Source organism: Streptomyces akebiae, assembly GCF_019599145.1.
Classification (GTDB): Bacteria; Actinomycetota; Actinomycetes; order Streptomycetales; family Streptomycetaceae; genus Streptomyces; species Streptomyces akebiae.
Genome location: NZ_CP080647.1, coordinates 2,024,101 through 2,042,028 on the forward strand (window position 1 = coordinate 2,024,101; position 17,928 = coordinate 2,042,028).

Here is a 17,928-nt window from a genome sequence, read left to right on the forward strand (position 1 = left end):
TCTCAGTCCAGTGGCCACGGTGTCGTCCCGACAACCGCGACCCGTGGGTCAGCAGGGGCGATGGGTGCGGGGCGCGGGTCGTCCCGGACTCTGCTCGGTCGGTCACGCGAGCGATGTCGCCAGGTCCGGCGGCAGTCCGATGGACTTCAACTCCGTGTAGGCGTCCAGCCCCTCGGGGCCGTACTCGCGCCCGATGCCACTGGCTTTGAACCCACCGAACGGCGCCTTGAGCCCGACCGGGTGCCCATTCAGCTCCACGACACCGGTGCGGATCCGGCTCGCGAGTTCCAGCCCTCGGCGGGGGTCCGAGGTGAACACTGCCCCGCTGAGACCGTAAGGGGAGTTGTTGGCGATCTCGACCGCCTCGGCTTCGTCCCGGTAGGTCGTGACGGCGAGGACCGGCCCGAAGATCTCTTCCTGCGCGATCGTCATATCCGGCCGCACATCGGTGAAGAGCGTCGGCTCCACGAACCATCCGCGGTCAAGACCCCCCGGACGTCCGCCACCTGTGACTAGGGTCGCGCCCTCCTTGAGGCCGGTGGCGATGTAGTGCTCCACCGTCTCGCGCTGCCGCTGGGAGACCAGCGGCCCGATCTCTGTGGCCTCGTCGTACGGACTGCCCACGGGCATCGAGTCGATCAGGGAGCGGAGCCGCTCGACGAGCTCGGCCTGGCGCGCCTCAGAGACCAGCACCCTGGTTTTCAGGGTGCACACCTGACCGTTGTTGCGGAACGACCCGAGACGCATCGCCTCGACGGTCCGGTCAAGGTCGGCATCATCCAGAACGACAGCGGCCGACTTTCCCCCCAGCTCCAGCGTGACGCGCCGCAGATCGTGACCGCACAGCGCCGCGATCCGGCGGCCCGCGGCGGTTGATCCGGTGAAGGACACCTTGTCGACGCCCCGGTGCGTGACGAGGTGCTCGCTGCTCTCCCGCTCCGCCGGAACGATGTTGACCACGCCCTCCGGGAACCCCGCCCGCTCGATCAGCTCGCCCAGGAGATACGCGTCGAGAGACGTCTGCGGAGCCGGCTTCAGAACGACCGTGCACCCCGCCAGCACGGCCGGAACGACCTTCTGGATGCTGATGCTCATGGGCACGTTCCAAGGAACGACGGCGGCCACAACGCCGACGGGTTCCCGGGTGACGAGTGCCCTGCCCGTCTCTGCCGAGCGGATCGACCGGAACGGGTAGTCCGGCGCGAGATCGAGACACGCGTCGATCACCCGGACCGGATTGGCGGCCTGGATGGCGCGGGACTGCGTGATGGGACAGCCCATCTCGTCAGTGATGAGCTGTGCGATCGGTTCCTGCCGCTCGGCGAGCAGCCGCCGCAGTTCCCGCAGTACCGCCATGCGCGCCTCCAGCGGCATACGCGGCCACGGCCCGTTGTCGAACGCCTCACGTGCCGCGGCGACGGCACGGTCGATGTCGCTCAACGACGCCGAGGGAACCTCGGCGACGACCTCTTCCGTGAACGGCGACACAACCCTGAGGTGCTCGCCGTGTGCCGGAATCCACCGCCCTCCGATGAACAGGCGGTCGTAACGGCCCTCCCACATCATGGACCTCTCCTCGTGGACAAAACCTGTGTCAGTCGGCGGCGCCGGCCGACGCGCTCGGTCACGGCATCATCGAGAGACGGATGTCCCGCGCGACGAGCATGCTCTGGACTTGATTGGTCCCGTCGTAGATTTCCGTGATCTTCCCGTCGCGCAGTCGGCGCTCCGCACCGATGTCGTCGCGATCTCCGTCCTCGCCGAGCAGTTCGACGCAGGCCGAGGCGACGCGCACGCCCAGGGTCGTGCAGTGCAGCTTGACCATGGCGACCTCGGCCGTGGGGTCCTCGTCGCTTGCGTCGACCAGATCGCAGACCTCCCTCAGCATCGACCGCCCGGCCGCGATCTCCGCCCGCAGGCGGGCCAGTTCGAACTGGAGGTCCTGGGCACCGCGGGTGCGGGAAGAGAGGAGGTCTCGCTCTGCGCAGTAGCGCACGGTCGCGTCGAAGGCACCCTGTGCGAAGCCCACACCCTGCGCTGCGGCGCTGATGCGCGACTTCGTGACCGACCGCAACAGCAGGGGATAGCCCTCGCCCTCGGCGCCGAGGCGCGCTTCCACAGGGATCCGGCAGTCCTGGAATCCGAGCGTGACGGTCGAGGCACCCTTCTGGCCCAGCTTCTTCATCGGCTTGCCGGCCTCGAGACCCCGCGCGTACTCCGTGTCGATGAGGAAGGCCGTGATGCCGTCTTTGCCGCGACTCGGGTCGACCGTCGCGAACAGCACGATGACATCGGCGACATCTCCGTTGGAGATGAACGTCTTCTCGCCGTTGATCACATAGGAGTCGCCGTCACGGCGTGCCGTCGTGCGCATCGACCCGACGTCGGATCCCGCCTCGGGCTCGGTCAGGGCGATCGCTCCGATGGCCGTGCCCTCGCAGAGCGCGGGAATCCACGCCTCGTGCTGGTCGGGCCGCCCTTGGAGGTGGATCGGGTGAGCGCAGTGCATCTGGGTCATGTAGACCGTCGAGGTCGATCCGCAGGCGGCCGCGATCCGGGACAGCGCCTCGGCGTACGTCGCCGTTGACGTGCCTCTTCCTCCGAGCGAGGTCGGGATCAGAAGCCCGCCGAGACCTGCCCGGGCGAGCGCCTGGATGGACGCCGAAGGGAAGGAGCTGTCCCGGTCCACGGTCACCGCGGCCGGGGTCACGGTGTGCGCGATGACGCCGTCGAGGAGTGAGAGGACGGTGGTGCGGTCCGCCGAGGGTGGGGGCTCAGGCACAGTGTTCAATGTCGTCACTCCTCGGTGAAGACGGGCTCGCGTCGCTCGGCGAAGGACGTGATGCCCTCCTGGCCGTCGACGGAGGCGATCGAAAGGGCGGCGAGTGCCGCCTCGTGTTCCAGGGCTGGGCCGGACGTGCTCTGCCGCGCGGCTTCGAGCAGGTTGGCCAGACCGGTGCGGCTCCCGGACGCGATCAGAAACGCCGTCTCCGCCACCTCACGGGGCAGTTCGGCGGTGGGAACCGGCGGGACCGACAGCAGACCGATCTGCCAGGCACGCTCGGCGTCGATCCGGCTGCCGGTGAGCATCAGATGGAAGGCCGCCGCCTTGCCCACGGTTCTGGGCAGCCGCTGGGTGCCCCCGAATCCCGGGATACAGCCGATCCGTGCCTCCGGGAGGCCGAACTGACTGCGGTCCGAGGCGATCACCACATGGCACGCCAGCATGAGTTCGAATCCGCCGCCGAGGGCGAAGCCGTCGACCTCGGCGATCACCGGAACGGGTGAGCGCTCGATGGCGGTGATCGCACGGTGACCCCGCCGGATGAAGGCATGCGCCTGGTCGGCGTCGAGGCCGCGGATCTCCTCAAGGTCGGCGCCGGCGCTGAACGCCCGGTCACCTGCCCCCCGGATGACCAGGCACCGGATGCCCCTGCTCTCCTCAGCGACCCGCCGGACCTCCTCGGCCAGCGTGTCCAGCACGGAGGTGTTCAGGGCATTGAGCCGGTCCGGGCGGTTCAGGGTGATCGTCCGCACCCGCCCGTCGTCGTCCACCGCGATCAGGGAACCCATACGACACCCGCCTCCGCGAGATCGGCGATCCGCTCGTCGTCGAATCCTGCACTTGTAAGGATGTCGCGTCCGTGCTCTCCCCGGAGCGGTGCCGGCAGGCGGGGCGCCCGGCTGCTCTGCGAACCGAGACGCCACGGGCTCGCGACGCCCCGGAAGACGCCCGCACGCGGATGCTCCTGGCTGACGATCGCCTCGCGAGCCTCCACCTGGGGGTCGTCGACGACTTCGGACAGCGAGTTGATCCGCGCACACGGTACGCCGACATCCTGAAGCGCCTTGAGCGCCTCTTGCGAGGTCCTCATGGACAGAACCGACTGGAAGGCGTCGACGACCTCGTCCCGGCGCGCGCGGCGTCCGGCGTTGGTGGCCAGGTCGGGCCGCTGGGCCAACTCGTCCAGGCCCAGTGCCGCGCAGGCGTGGAGCCAGATCTTGTCGTTGCCCACGGCGACGACGATGGGGCGATCGCTCGTCCGGAACGTCTGGTAGATCGCGACCACCGAGTCGGTGCCGCCGCAGGGGCGGGGTTCCGGATCGCCCGCGAGGAAGCTGGCGATCCGAGGTGACATGAAGGCGAGGTCGGCTTCGAGCAGGGCGACGTCGATGATCTCGCCGACCCCGTGCCTCTGCTGCCTGACCAGCGCGGCCGCGATGGCGTACGCGGCGACGGTGCCGGCCGCGACATCGGACAGAGCGGTACTGACGCGCTGCGGTACCCCGGTGTCACCGGTGACGCTCATCATGCCGGAGCGGGCCTGAGCGATCAGGTCGTAGCCCGGGAGCGCGGCGTCGGGGCCGTCGATCCCGAACCCCGACAGCGCGCAGATCACCAGTCGGGGAAAGCGTTCACGCAGTGCGTCGAGACCCAGGCCGTGCCGCTCGAGTTTGGCCGGATTCAGGTTCTCGATGAACACGTCCGCGGTCTCCAGCAGCCGGAAGAGCACCTCACGGCCCTGCTCGCCACGTATGTCCAGGCACAGGCTCTTCTTGTTGCGGTTGACCGACAGGAACCACGCGGCTTCGCCGTTGAGGAAGGGAGGTCCCCATCCACGGGCGTCGTCTCCGCGCACGGGCTCGATCTTGATGATCTCCGCTCCCATGTCGCCGAGATACATGGAAGTGGTCGGTGCCGCGTAGGACGACGAGATGTCGACCACGGTGATCCCGTGCAGCGGGCCGGAAGACGCGTTCATGAGGCCTCCTTCCTCGAGTGGTGCTTCAGGGACGTGGAATGCGCGAGGGCCGTCACGTGTCGCCCCCGGGCTTGCCGAGGCGTCGAGAGGCGATCTGCGCCAGGACGGTCCGGCGGCCGCCGCCGCGGGCTCGGAGGCTCACCGCGTCGCGCAGCAGACCGGCCACGGGGTATTCGTCGATGTACCCGTAGCCGCCGTGCACCTGGATCGCGTCCAGGCAGACGTCGACGGCGGTCCTGCCCGCCTGTGCCAGCAGCTCTGCCGTGTCGAGGTCACCGGCGGCAGCGCTGTCGAGCATCGCGTGCACCGTGCGGACACGGATCCGCATCTCGGCGAGGATCGCGCGCAGCCCGGCGAAGGTGCCGATCGCCGCACCGAACTGGCGCCGCTCGCCGGCGTACGTCTCGGCCGTGTGCAGCGCCTTCTCGGCGAGGCCGAGGCCCACAGCGGAGGTGAACAGGTCCCAGTCGCGCGCGGTGCGCCTCGTGACGGTGTCCGGCAGCGTCACGACCGTGTCGTCGAGCCGGACCGTCCGCAGGGCGGCTTCAAGCAGTCCGCTGCGCCGTGTTCCCTCGGGCTCCTCCCGCACCAGTGCGTCTCGGCGGGCCAGCACGGCCCGTTCCGTGGAGCGGTCCAGGAGCACCACCGCGGCGGGCGCGAACAAGGTCGGCACAGTGGCCGTCCACTGATTGCGCGCGGTGGGATGGGTGACCGCAGAGGTCACATCCCGCACGTCGCGGGTGTCCGTCTCCGAAGCGGCGAGACCACGTTGTGCGGCGAACCGGCCCGCGAGGGTGAACGCGGCTGCGGGCGAGAAGTGCGCGGTCGTGCGCACGGCTGCGACGAGCCAGTCGACGACGTCCTCGAGCTCGGCTGCCTCCTGTGCCAGATCCAGGACATCCGCCGCGACCAGCGCGGAGTGGATCGCGTGGGCGTCGCTCCACTCCACCGACACAAGACGCTTCGTCAGCACATCGACGAAGTCGTCGAGTTCCACATTGCGCCCGGTCATCGGTAGAACCTCTCGCGACGGGGGTCGCGGCGCTCCTCGAAGGACTCCGACATCTCGGCCGCCTCCTCGGTGCTGCGGTAGGCGGTGAGCAGCAGGTCGTGCGCGAGGCGCGCCTGCCCGGCGACACCGGTGTGGCGGCTGGAGAAGGCGGTCTTGAGGGCGGCCAGCGCGAACGGGCCGCGCTTGCGCAAGTCCTGAGCGACTTCGACGGCTCTGTCGAGGACAGGTCGACCGGTCACCACTTCGTTGACCAGGCCCATGTCCAGGGCTTCCTGAGCGGAGTACTTGCGGTTCAGGTACCACATCTCCTTCGCCCGCCGACGGCCGATGGTCTCCTCCAGGTACCAGGTGCCGTAGCCGGCGTCGAAGCTGCCGACCATCGGGCCCACCTGACGGAACACGGCGTGCTCGGCGGCGATCGAGAGGTCGCACACGACCTGAAGCACGTTCCCTCCGCCGACGGCGTAGCCGTTGACCGCCGCGATCACCGGCTTGGGCATCGCGTCGATGAACTCATAGAGATCGATGACGGGCATCACGCTGGAGTAGTCGAGCGAGGAGAGCTCGTCATGCTCTCCCCCGATGCAGAAGAACTTGTCGCCGGCACCGGTGAGGACCGCCACGTCGATCTCGCGGGTCTGCCGCACATTCTGTAGCGCCGCGAGCAGCTCACGGGCCGTTTCGAACCTCAGCTTGTTGGCCCGGTCGGGCCGGTTGATCGTGATCACCGCGACGCCGTCATCGACGGCGACAGTGACGTCCTCGTAGCTCATGCACTCAGCTCCTGATTCGACGAGTCGGCCCGTTCGGGCCTCGGCTGCGCGAGCCCGCACCTCACACTCTGACCTGTTTCTTATACAGGTGAAAAAGTTTGACATTACGATACTGTGTCTAGGAGGCTTGTCAAGGATCTTGGAGTTCGTCCACACAGGACGATTCACCGATGACGTCGAGGAGACGCTGATGTCACAGCCACTGGCACCCATCTGCGTGATCGGAGCGGGCACGATGGGCCGGGGGATCGCGCAGGTAGCCCTGGCCTCCGGTCACCCGGTACACCTGGTCGACCCGGACAAGAGGCAACTGGACTCGGCCAGATCCGAGATCGCCGCCCGCCTCGGCCGGAAGAACCCGGCGGCATCGGCCCAGGTCGAAGCACGACTGCTGACGCTCACCGACCTCACCCAAGCGCCGCCGGACACACGGACGATCGTCATCGAAGCCATCCTCGAGCGCCTGGACGTCAAGCAGGAGGTCCTGCGACGTGCCGCGGAACACTTCGGACCGACGTGCATCCTCGCGACGAACACCTCGTCGCTCTCGATCACCGCCATCGCCGCAGGCACGCCAGATCCCTCACGCGTGGTCGGCATGCACTTCTTCAACCCCGTCCCCGTCATGAAGCTCGTCGAGGTCGTCCGGGGCTTGCAAACCTCCGACGACATCGCCGACACCATCGCCGACCTGGCCGTGCGCTGGGGCAAGTCGGTAGCCCAGGTGCGGTCGGTCCCCGGTTTCATCGTCAACCGGGTCGCCCGGGCCTTCTACGGGGAGTCACTCAGACTCGTCGAGGAACGCGCCGCCACGGCGGAGACGATCGACGAACTCATGCGGGCGGCCGGCGGATTCCGCATGGGACCGTTCGAACTGATGGACCTGATCGGCAACGACGTCAACTTCGCTGTCACGCAGACCGTCTGGACGTCCTACAACTACGACCCGCGGTTCGCCCCCTCGCTCATCCAGAGCGAGCTCATCGCCGCAGGACGGCTCGGCCGCAAGACCGGTCATGGCTACTACGAGTACGGCGAGGGCTCCGAGCGCCCGCTCCCCCGCGCCGCAGAGTTGAGAACCGAAGCGGCGGCGCGCACCACCTCTGTGGTGCTGCACGGTTCGGACGAGCAGTTGGAGACCTTGCTCACCCGCAGCGGCCTGGACTTCGCCCGGGCGGAGACCGGCATTCCCCGCATCGAATTCGTCGGAATGGGCTCGGTCATGGTCACTGGGGGCCGCAGCGCACGCGAGGAGTCGAGGCTGCGGGGCGAGCCCGTGCTGCTCGTCGACCGCTGCCTCGACCCCACGACGGCCACCGCCGTCGCCCTCGCGTCCACCGACGCCACGCTCACCGACACCGTCGTCGCCCTGCTGGATCGTGCTCGTATCCGCGCCTTCCCCGTTGCCGACGTACCGGGGCTCGTGGTGGCCCGAGTTCTGTCAATGATCGCGAATGAGGCGTGGGAGACGGCCTACCACGGGGTCGCGACCCCCGACGACATCGACACCGCTATGCGGCTGGGCACCAACTACCCCATGGGCCCGTTTGCCTGGAGCGCCCGATGGTCGACGCGCGGAGTGCTCGAACTGCTCGACGCGTTGTGGTCGTCCTACCACGATCCCCGGTACCGTGCCAGCAACTCCCTGCGCTCCGCGGCGCTCGAGACGTAGGTCGGCAACCGAAGATGACGGCGGTCAGGGCGCTGTCTCTCCTTCGGGTCCGCCTCGATGACCACACGCCAGCCCGCTGGGGCCCGAGCTTCTACGTGTGAGGTATTCACAGTGGGCAAACGCACTTAGGGGGGACAGATTTCTCCTCAGGACGGCTCCCTCCCGGGAAGAAATCGTCCCCTTTTGTCAGGCGGTGCGATGGTGGAAGCTCTACGAGGCAGTCGGTGGTGAACACCACGACAAGGTGTTGCCTCGTCTTCCGGCAGGCGGCAGGGCTGAGCGAGTCACCCCTCCCTCTTCAACGACTGCCCAGCCCCGTCTGTCGGCGTACACATGAACGTCCCCACCCGCGTACGGATGAAAAGGGACAGTTGTTGATGCGTTGAGGCCTGCTGCTCGGCACTCTGCTGCTTGGTCGGTGAGAGGCGGCGGAAGGCGGTCGACGGTGGTCTTGGATCCGCAGCGTTGGTTGGAACTGCGGCGCTTTCGGAGTCTGTTGGAATCCGGGGCGATCAGCCTGTCGGAGGTGGCCCGGGAGACCGGGCTGGACCGGAAGACGGTGCGTAAGTATCTGTCGGCGCCGGGTCCGGCGACCCCGCCGCGGCGGTCGCCGAGCGGGCGGTCGAAGGCGAGGGTGATCGATGAGTTCGCGCCGTTGGTGGACTCGATGCTGCGGGCGGAGATCTTGATGAAGGCCGCGGTGATCCACGGGCGGCTGGCCGCGGAGTACGGGTTCACCGGCAACTATCAGCGCGTCAAGCTCTACGTTCAGGAAGCCCGGCCTCGCATCGCCGAGGAACTCGGCATCACGCCGAAGGAACTCGCCGGCATGCACCGCCGCTTCGAAGTGATCCCCGGAGCCCAGGCCCAGGTGGACTGGGGCGACGAGGGCAAGATCCTCGCCCACATGGGAATCCCGAAGGTCTACTCCTTCCACATGACGCTGTCGTATTCGCGCGACCCGTTCTGCTGCTTCACCACCAGCCAGGACCTGCAGAGCTTCTTCGACTGCCACCGCCGGGCCTTCGCCCACTTCGGCGGTGTCCCGATGACGATCGTCTACGACCGCACGAAGACCGTCGTCCGCCGGCACGTCGCTCCGGGCGAGGCGGTCCCGCTGCATCCGGAAGCGGTCGGGTTCGCCGGCCATTACGACTTCGATATCGACGTCCTGGCCGCTTACCGGCCCACCGGCAAGGGACGCGTCGAACGACAGGTCCTCATCGTCCGTGACCACGTCCTGTCCGGCCGGTCCTTCTCCTCCGTCGAGGAGATGGACGCCGCCTTCGCCGCCTGGGTGCCGCGGCGCAGGGCTCAGGCCCACAGGACTCACCAGCAGATCATCGGCGAGCGGGCCGCCCGCGACCACGTGGCCCTCAAACCGCTGCCGGAGACTCCGTATCTGGTGGCCGAACGGCATCTGCGGCCGGTCGGCAAGGACTGTCTGGTCGCCTTCGGCGGCAATCTCTACTCGGTGCCCGCACGAAGAGTCCGACCGCGTCAGCTGGTGGAGATCCGGGCCACGAAGTCGCAGGTCATGCTGCATTCCACCATCGCGAACGCCAACGGCGAGACGCTGCTGGCCACCCATCTGCGGGCGGTCGGCCGCGGGGCCCGTGTCGTCGAGGAGGCCCACTGGGACGGTCTGCCCACCGGCAAGGGGCGCCGGACCACCACCGGCGATGTCCTGCCACGGCCTCTCCGTGAGCCTGCTCGGGGCGAGGAGACAGGGCCTCTGCAGGCCCTGTTGAACCGCACCGCGGCCACCCGCATCGAGGTCGGCCGCCGTCCGCTGTCGGTCTATGACGAGCTGACCGGAACCCGCCCCTTCACCACCCGTCCGAGCACGAGGGAAACGTCTTGAGCGAGCTGGTCTCCACCCGCATCCGCAGCACGGCCGGAAAGCTCGGCCTGCCCCACCTGGTTGAAACGATCAACGAGTACACCCGGCGGGCCGACGAGGGCAAGATGGGCTACCTCGACTTCCTCGACCTGGTGCTGTCCGAGGAACTCGCCGTCCGCGACGACCGCCGCTTCCGCCAGGGCCTGCGGCTCTCCCGGCTGCCCCACCACAAGACGCTCGACGAGTACGACTTCTCGTTCCAGCCCGACCTCGACCCGCGGAAGGTCAAGGACCTGGCCACCCTCTCATTCGTCGACGGCAAGGCGAACGCCGCTCTGCTCGGGCCGCCCGGGGTCGGCAAGACACACATCGCCGTCGCTCTCGCGGTCGCGGCCTGCCGGGCCGGCTACTCGATCTACTTCACCAGCCTCGACGACATGGTCCGCAACCTCAAAACCGCCGAGGCTGCCGGGCGTCTGACGAACAAGCTCGGCACCTACCTGCGGCCCAGCGTCCTGGTGGTGGACGAGGTCGGCTACCAGCCCCTCGAACGAGCCGAGGCGAACCTGGTCTTCCAGGTCATCTCAAAGCGCTACGAGAAGGGCTCCATCATCCTGACCTCGAACAAGACCTTCAGCGAATGGGGCCAGGTCTTCGGCGACGAAGTCCTCGCCACCGCCATCCTCGACCGTCTCCTGCACCACTGCGAAGTGATCTCCATCAACGGCCCCAGCTACCGGCTCAAGAACCGCCTCAAGGCCATCGAGCGAGAGAACGACGTGGCGTGACAGCTGGGGACGTTCGTCCGTACGCAACTGGGGAGAAAAGTCCGTACGCCGACACCGTCGCCTCTTTGCCCCTTCAGACTCTCTTCCAAGGACGCTGTTATGAGCACGCAGCCAACCGAACTCCCTGCCGTCGCCTCGGGCACCTTCGATCTGGGTGGCGGCCTGACCGTGAACCGTCTTGGTTACGGCGCCATGCAGCTGACAGGCCCGGGTGTCTGGGGCGAGCCGCGCGATCCTGAGGAGGCCGTCCGGGTCCTGCGCCGGGCCGTGGAACTGGGCGTCAACTTCATCGACACGGCCGACGCCTACGGGCCGTTCGTCAACGAGCAGCTGATCCGCAGGGCTCTGCATCCCTACGCCGATGACCTGGTCATCGCCACCAAGGGGGGCCTCCTCCGCCCGGGCCCGGACGACTGGCGTCCCAACGGCCGCCCCGAGCACCTGCGCGAGCGGGTGGAGCTGAGCCTGCGCCATCTCGGGATCGAGCGCATCGACCTGTACCAGCTGCACCGCATCGACCCCACGGTTCCGCTCGCCGACCAGATCGGTGAGCTGACTCTGCTGCAGCAGGAGGGCAAGCTGCGTCACATCGGCGTGTCCGAGGTGACGGTCCAGGAGCTGAAGGAGGCCCGCACCTACGCCGAGATCGTCTCCGTGCAGAACCTCTACAACCTCGCGAACCGCTCGGCCGAGGACGTGCTGAACTACGCCGAGGCCGAGAACATCGCGTTCATCCCCTGGTTCCCGATCGCCACCGGCGAACTCGCCCGCCCGGGCGGCCCGCTGGACGCCGCCTCCAAACAGCATCGCGCGAGTTCTTCGCAGCTCGCACTCGCCTGGCTCCTGCGCCGCTCCCCGGTGATGCTTCCGATCCCCGGCACCTCCAAGGTCGCGCATCTGGAGGAGAACACCGCCGCTGCGCTGGTCCGACTCACCGACGACGAGTTCCGGTCCCTGACCGACGCAGTCTGATCCGAAGGGCACCAAGAGTGCCGAGGCCAGGCGCCCTTCGGTCTGGACCCGTGGCGTAGAGCGTCCGCTGCGTAGCCACCAGTGAGCTGTTGCGGCAGCGCGCCTGGCAACTTCCGAGAGCTCGTAGCAGCCACTCGACAACGCAGGTTTCAGCCGGAACGCGCTGACGGCACAGGCCGACGCCGACGGGACGTCAACTGTGACGTCTCGGGTGGACTCGGCGATCGTACGTGCCCACGAGCATGCGGCGGGGGCCTCAAAAAAGGGGCCCCGGCAGACGATCCCGACGATCGCGCCATCGGCCGGTCCCGCGGTGGTCCGACCACGAAGATCCACCTTGCGGCCAATGCCCACTGCTGGCCTCTCCCGTTCGTTCTCACCGCCGGACAGACCAGCTACGCGCCCGCCTTCACCGACTTCATGGCGCGCCTACGCGTTCCGCGTCGCCGAAAACGGCCTGCTCGCACACATCCATGTACGCCGCGGCGTGACTCGCGTGCGAGGCGGTCTGCCGCCGTTCCCCCACGCAAGGGATTTCGGCTACCTGGCTTTTCGCTTCGGCTGCATCTACGGGCCCGACACAGCCGAGCACTGCAACCGCTGGATGACGCTCGAAGCACTCAGAACAGTCGACCGGATGGCGTCCCTCATCTGCGTCGGTTGCGCCGTGCGAGCAGCGACCCCGGCCGATCGACCTGACCCTGCGGCTGCCTGGAGCGAGCCATGACGCTGGCATCTGGCACGAAGCTCAGGCTGAGCACCCGCTGCGCCGACCAGACAAAGGTGGGGAGCATGACAAAAGCCGGGTATTAGCAAGTAATGATATTGACTTACATTATAGAGATAGTTAACGTCCAGTGAGCCGAAGTCTTGTCGCGCGCGAATCCACCGAAGGAGTGCAGAAGTCATGTCCAGCGGGCTACTCGCAAGCTACGAGACGGTCTTCATCGACGGCGAATGGCTGCGGGCGGCCACACGTGATCGAATTCAGGTGGTCTCGCCATGGAGCGAGGAGGTCATCGCTTCGGTGCCGGCCGGTTCCCGCGAGGACATCGATCGCGCCGTCGGCGCCGCGCGCCGCGCCTATGAATCCGGTCCCTGGCCCTCGATGTCGCTGGACGATCGCATCGGCATTCTGGCCAGGCTTCGTGACCTCCTGGTCGCGCACACGGCCGAGTTCGCCCAGCTGATCACAGACGAGATGGGCTGCCCGATCACTCAGTCACGGGCGATCCAGGTGAGCAATCCCGTGGGGATCCTGGAGGCCTACCTGGACGCGGCCGCCGAGTACCCCTTCCGCACGATCCGCCGCTCCAAGGTCGGCCAGGCGCTCGTCACCAAGAACCCCATCGGCGTGGTCGCGGCCGTGGTCCCTTGGAACGTGCCACTCTCCCTCACCATGCAGAAGTTGACGCCGGCGCTCCTCACGGGGTGCACCGTCGTACTCAAGCCCGCACCGGAGACTCCGCTCGACGCGTACCTCGTGGCGCGGCTGCTCGGCGAGGCCGGGTTGCCTCCAGGCGTCGTCAACGTCGTTCCGGCGGACCGAGAGGTCAGCGAGTACCTGATCTCGCACCCGGACGTCTCCAAGGTGACCTTCACCGGCTCGAGCGCCGCAGGACGCCGGATCGCCGAGATCTGCGGGCGGGACCTGCGCCGGGTCACCCTGGAGCTCGGTGGGAAGTCGGCGGCGGTCGTACTCGACGACGCCGATCTCGATGCGGCGGTGTCGTCACTGCGTCTCGGCGCGTTCCGCAACAGCGGCCAGGTCTGCAGCCTGAAGACCAGGCTCGTGGTGCCCGAGTCCCGTCTGCCGGAGTTCCTCGAGCGTCTTGAGGCACTCGTCGACTCGATGCCGGTAGGTGACCCGCACGACGAGGCGACTCACATCGGGCCCCTGGTCAGTGAGCGGCAACGATCGAGGGTCGAGGCCTACATCGAAGCCGGGAAGTCCGAGGGGGCACGACTCGTCCGCGGTGGCGGGCGCCCCGCCGGCCTGGACCGAGGTTGGTTCGTGGAACCCACTGTCTTCACCGGTGTGCGCCCCGACGCCAGGATCGCCCAAAAAGAGATCTTCGGACCTGTCGTCGCCGTCATCCCGTACAAGGACGAGGACGAGGCCATCGCGATCGCCAACGACTCGCAGTACGGGCTGAACGGATCGGTCTTCTCCTCCGACGTCGAACGCGGACTGCGAGTTGCGGCTCGCATCCATACCGGGACGGTTGAGCTCAACGGGAGCCCCGCTGGTTTTCGAGCACCCATGGGCGGCGTCAAGCACAGCGGCCTGGGACGCGAGTTCGGTCCGGAAGGACTTGACGCCTTCGTCGAGACGAAATCCATCGGTGTCACGAAGGAAGTAGCCGACTCACTTCAGTAAGCGTCATCTGCCTGGCCCAGGCGCAGGTACGGGGCGCGCGAGGGGAACGGATGGTACGGGGCAGTGCCCGCCGTTAGCGGTACGGAGTAGTGCCCGCCGTTTTTGCCAACGTGTAGTCGATGGAAACCACCCAATGTCGGCCCGAACCGCCAGCTCGTCCGCGGCAGCATGTGCCATGTGCGTGGCGGAGGCATCCACTGAGGAAGCGTCCGCCACGCACCCACAGGACACCGCCGACCTGACGCGCCGCGCCGTGTACGTCCGTACCGACACCGGACCATGCGGACCGGCTATCTCGCGGTTCACGACCACGACATCGGGCTGTACCCATTCCGCCGGATCCGTCGCGAACTCGAGGCTGGTACGTCAATCGGCCACTCGACGACCACCCGGCCGGCCGGTACGCACCCCTGCTCACGTGACCAACATCTTCCAGCGTCAGAGTTCGAAACTGGAATGTCCTGCGGGAGCCGTTGCCTGACTCCCGTCGAGAGCCACGAACTTCACGGGAATCGGGCTGTCGACGGAGACCTTCCCGGCGTCGACGTTGACGCGGACCAATCCGTGCGGGGTGGGCACAGCACCGGAGAGGCGGTCGATATCGCCGGGCCTGGGAGCGACCTTCACACTGGCGTAACCAGGTTCAGCGGGGGTGACGCCAAGGACGTACCAGATGAGGTCCTTGGTCGGGGTGGAGCTCCAGGCATGGACCGGAGTGCCCCAGCCCCAGCACTCACCGAAGGTGTCGTAGCCCTCGTGGAGAAATACGCTCCAGCGGCGCAACAGGTCGGGAAGTCGTTCGGCCTGACCGGCGCGGGCCACCGCGTCGTGGACGACGTAACTGAAGAACGGCTGTGCCATCACGATCTCGTGCTCGGCGTCCCAGTCGATGCGGTAAATGCCCAGAGACTGTTCGACGATCTTGGCCATGTCATAGCCACCGTCGGCCCCGCCGATCCAGGACCGTACAACCACCCGCGCGGGGTCGGTGACCACATCGACGATGCCGGACCACCGCTCCTGGGGAGCGAGGCCTGAGACGACCGCGACGGCGCCGGCGGCCTGAGACATCGCCGGCATTCGCTCGCCGGCGACGATGTGGTCGACGTAGCTGCCCCGTTCCGGGTCCCAGAAGTCCTCGAATCCCTGCCGGATCCGCTCCCAGTGCGCCCGTGCCCAGTCCGCTGATGCGGCGTTGCCGAGCCAGTCGGCCATTTCGGCGTACTCGGCCAAGCCACGAGCCCACAGCCCGGTGATGAGGGCGGAGCGGTGGCTGGAGAACACACTGGACCAGTCGATGAGGTTCCACTCCGGGACGTCGCTGAGTGTGCCGTGCTCGTCGACGTACGGCTCGTACCAGCGCAGGACCCGCTCCACGACCGGCAGCAAACTCAACGTCGCGGCATGGTCCCCGTCGTGGCGGAAGAGGTTCCACACCCCGTGGATCCAGTGCAGTGCCCAGTCCGGGATGGCGTATCCACCCCGGTGCTCGATCTCGCCCACCACTGTCATCGGCAGCATCCCGTCGGCCCGGGGCGAGGCGCCGAGGGTGACGTAGTTGCGGGCCAGCCGCCAGTCCTCATTCGCGACCAGATGCACCATCTGGTGCACGACGCCGTCCCCGACCCAGGCGCGTTGCTCCCGGGTCGGGCAGTCGGTGAACGCGTCGAAGGAGTTCATCTCGGTCGTTCGGATGCCGGCCCGATACAGCCGGTCCAGCTCCGGGTCGCCGGAGGAGAACGAGGCATCCCCGGTGAACGGGTAGTGGTACTCGCTCACCGCGATCTGCCGGACGGTGACCTCCCTGGCGTCGCCCTCGGTCGCCGACGGGATGTGCAGGAAGATGCGGCGCAGGCCGTTGACGTCGACGGCCTTGTACCGGTCTGAATGGCCGCGGGTGACGTAGCTGGCACTTGCGCGCGGCGCGGACTCGACCGGCCCGGCCGCAGGGTCGTAGTCCGCGGACTCCTGGTACCACAGGTCCAGCCGCACCCCCGCCGGGGCATCGATGTCCAGTTCGACGTGCCCGGCGACGATCCGGCCGAAGTCGACGGTCACGATCGTCGAAGTGTCGGCATCCCGGGCGACGGTGATCGGCAGACTGATCGCGGACGTCGGCCCGGCCGCGCGCAGTCGGTCGATCAGACGTTCCGCGGGATGGTCCGGCAGGCCCTTCGCGGCCGTCTCCCCCGTCGGCGCTGTCTGCAGTGCGGCGGCCACAGGGACGACTCGTTCACCGCCGAGCATGCCGATCCCACGCGGCAGCATGGCGCCGTACGGGTCGACCGGTGGACGGGACTCGGCCAAGCCCCCGTCGTGGCTGGTCTTCACCACCGTCGCCTCGGTCCACGCGGAGTCGTCGAAGTCGACTTCGACCCATGCCGGGTCCAGCTCGCGCGCGTCCAGCAGCTCGATCGGCACACCGTCCAGTGCTTGGCCCGACTCCAGGCCCCGCCATGCCTTGGAACGACTGGCGCGCCAGGCGGCGTCGGTGACGAGCCAGTCGCCCTCGCCCTGGCTCAGGCGGGCTTCGAGGACGAGTTGGACGTCGCGTCCCATCACGCCACTGGACGCGGCGGGCTGCCAGAACGAGTTGGCGTGGCCGTAGTACGTGACCAGCACTGCGATCACGTTACGGCCCACTCGCAGCAGGTCCGCGATGTCGTACTCGTCGTAACGCAGTCGGCGCGGCTGGGACCGGATCGGCCCTCGGCCGACCTCTACGCCGTTGACCCACAGCACATACCGGGAGTCCGCCGAGATCCTCAGCGGTACCCGGCCCGGGACGCCCGTGTCGGTCGCCACTTCGAAGGTCCGCCGGAACTGGACCCGCGAGAAGCGCGCCGGAGGCAGATCGCCGCCCAGGCTGGTGGGGTCGATCTCGAACTCGGGCAGCTCGGCCGCGATCCAGTGGCCGTGCCAACGCCCACCAGGGAAGTCACCCATGCTCATCAGTTCACTTCCTTACATAAACTGCTGGATAGACAGGATCAAGACCTGGACCGGGCCGGGCGGACCTGGTCCAACAGCACTCCTCCACTACTCAGGCGCAGGTAGCTCTGAACAGGGACAGCTCCGCGCCGAGAGCGAGCATCGAGTAGGCGTCCAGGTATGGCCCGTGCCAGCCAGGGCGGGCACTTGCAGTCCTGGCAGGTGACGGCCGTACCATCGCGCTCGAAGGAAGCGGCCGTGATCCTCTCGCGAGAGACCATGGGTGCCTCCGGGACGCGTGACACCGGGCGCCGAGGCATGTTGGGGACCTTTCGCGTTGCGGGAGCTGACGCTCTATGAGAGAAGGCGCATAAGACGACGTCAGCGGAGAGAGGAAGGGAGTCGGGCCACGGACCTCGGCCGCCCGCGTCTCGTTGGCATGTTTCCTCTGCTGTGTTCACAGCAGGGCGGACTGCCTTGACTAAATCCGCCGCCGCAACAGCTATGAGCGGTGAACTGTTCGACCCCTGAGCGTGCGACTCTTTGAAACGTTTCACTCAAGATCAGAACAGCAGTAGCGGGCGATCAACCAGATGTTATTTGTCAAACTATTGCGCAGCTGTACTTACGTCAACCGATCCGGCGATCGCGCCTGCGAAGGCGAGGCGGCAGCCACGCGGAACGGCGACGTCCGCCGCTCATCGGCCGGTTCGCCAAGAGGATCGGATCCGGTCGCGAACGACATCTTCTACTCTGTGGGCCTCAACGCCACCGCAGCCCCCTCGGCAAGCACA

12 protein-coding genes and 1 pseudogene are annotated in these 17,928 nt (G+C 67.6%); 6 read left to right on the forward strand and 7 right to left on the reverse strand.

The genetic code is table 11. The annotated features are described in order from the left end of the window. Positions 1-102 precede the first annotated feature (102 nt). The 6 genes from K1J60_RS08945 to K1J60_RS08970 are packed head-to-tail and all read right to left on the reverse strand — an operon-like array spanning position 103 to position 6,548. The gene (locus tag K1J60_RS08945; protein ID WP_220645725.1) at positions 103-1,566 is read right to left on the reverse strand and encodes an aldehyde dehydrogenase; all 1,464 of its coding nucleotides are present in this window, start codon (positions 1,564-1,566) and stop codon (positions 103-105) included. A gap of 58 nt (positions 1,567-1,624) precedes the next feature. Continuing rightward, complete coding sequence (locus tag K1J60_RS08950) at positions 1,625-2,782, reverse strand: acyl-CoA dehydrogenase family protein (protein WP_259408247.1); 1,158 nt, start codon at positions 2,780-2,782, stop codon at positions 1,625-1,627. A gap of 14 nt (positions 2,783-2,796) precedes the next feature. Further along, positions 2,797-3,573, reverse strand: coding sequence for an enoyl-CoA hydratase/isomerase family protein (locus K1J60_RS08955; RefSeq protein ID WP_220645727.1), 777 nt, complete (start codon positions 3,571-3,573; stop codon positions 2,797-2,799). Then, positions 3,561-4,763 (reverse strand): CaiB/BaiF CoA transferase family protein, encoded by a 1,203-nt coding sequence (locus K1J60_RS08960; protein ID WP_220645728.1) that lies wholly within the window; start codon positions 4,761-4,763, stop codon positions 3,561-3,563. The genes K1J60_RS08955 and K1J60_RS08960 overlap by 13 nt, the downstream gene beginning before the upstream one ends. 52 nt (positions 4,764-4,815) lie before the next feature. Continuing rightward, positions 4,816-5,775 (reverse strand): acyl-CoA dehydrogenase family protein, encoded by a 960-nt coding sequence (locus K1J60_RS08965; protein ID WP_220645729.1) that lies wholly within the window; start codon positions 5,773-5,775, stop codon positions 4,816-4,818. Further along, a complete protein-coding gene (locus K1J60_RS08970; RefSeq protein WP_220645730.1) occupies positions 5,772-6,548 on the reverse strand; it encodes an enoyl-CoA hydratase-related protein in 777 nt (258 codons plus the stop codon). The genes K1J60_RS08965 and K1J60_RS08970 overlap by 4 nt, the downstream gene beginning before the upstream one ends. Positions 6,549-6,738: 190 nt before the next feature. Here K1J60_RS08970 and K1J60_RS08975 point away from each other — a divergent pair, with 190 nt between their 5' ends. From K1J60_RS08975 to K1J60_RS08995, 6 genes and pseudogenes are all read left to right on the forward strand, one after another. Next, entirely contained in the window at positions 6,739-8,220 is a 1,482-nt protein-coding gene (locus K1J60_RS08975; protein ID WP_220645731.1) for a 3-hydroxyacyl-CoA dehydrogenase, read from the forward strand. Between the two features lie 445 nt (positions 8,221-8,665). Beyond that, positions 8,666-10,084, forward strand: a complete 1,419-nt coding sequence (istA, locus tag K1J60_RS08980; protein ID WP_220645732.1) for an IS21 family transposase — start codon at positions 8,666-8,668, stop codon at positions 10,082-10,084. Then, positions 10,081-10,851 (forward strand): IS21-like element helper ATPase IstB, encoded by a 771-nt coding sequence (gene istB, locus K1J60_RS08985; protein WP_220645733.1) that lies wholly within the window; start codon positions 10,081-10,083, stop codon positions 10,849-10,851. Before istA ends, istB begins: the two co-directional genes overlap by 4 nt. A 99-nt stretch (positions 10,852-10,950) precedes the next feature. After that, positions 10,951-11,823, forward strand: coding sequence for an aldo/keto reductase (locus K1J60_RS08990; RefSeq protein ID WP_220645734.1), 873 nt, complete (start codon positions 10,951-10,953; stop codon positions 11,821-11,823). A gap of 211 nt (positions 11,824-12,034) precedes the next feature. Further along, positions 12,035-12,228: pseudogene (locus K1J60_RS45720) on the forward strand (IS5/IS1182 family transposase); the annotation flags it as partial. A 502-nt stretch (positions 12,229-12,730) separates the two neighbouring features. Further along, entirely contained in the window at positions 12,731-14,203 is a 1,473-nt protein-coding gene (locus K1J60_RS08995; RefSeq protein ID WP_220645735.1) for an aldehyde dehydrogenase, read from the forward strand. A gap of 438 nt (positions 14,204-14,641) precedes the next feature. Here the strand turns inward: K1J60_RS08995 and K1J60_RS09000 are convergent, their stop codons facing one another. Further along, complete coding sequence (locus K1J60_RS09000; protein ID WP_220645736.1) at positions 14,642-17,155, reverse strand: alpha-L-rhamnosidase-related protein; 2,514 nt, start codon at positions 17,153-17,155, stop codon at positions 14,642-14,644. Between the last annotated feature and the right edge of the window lie 773 nt (positions 17,156-17,928).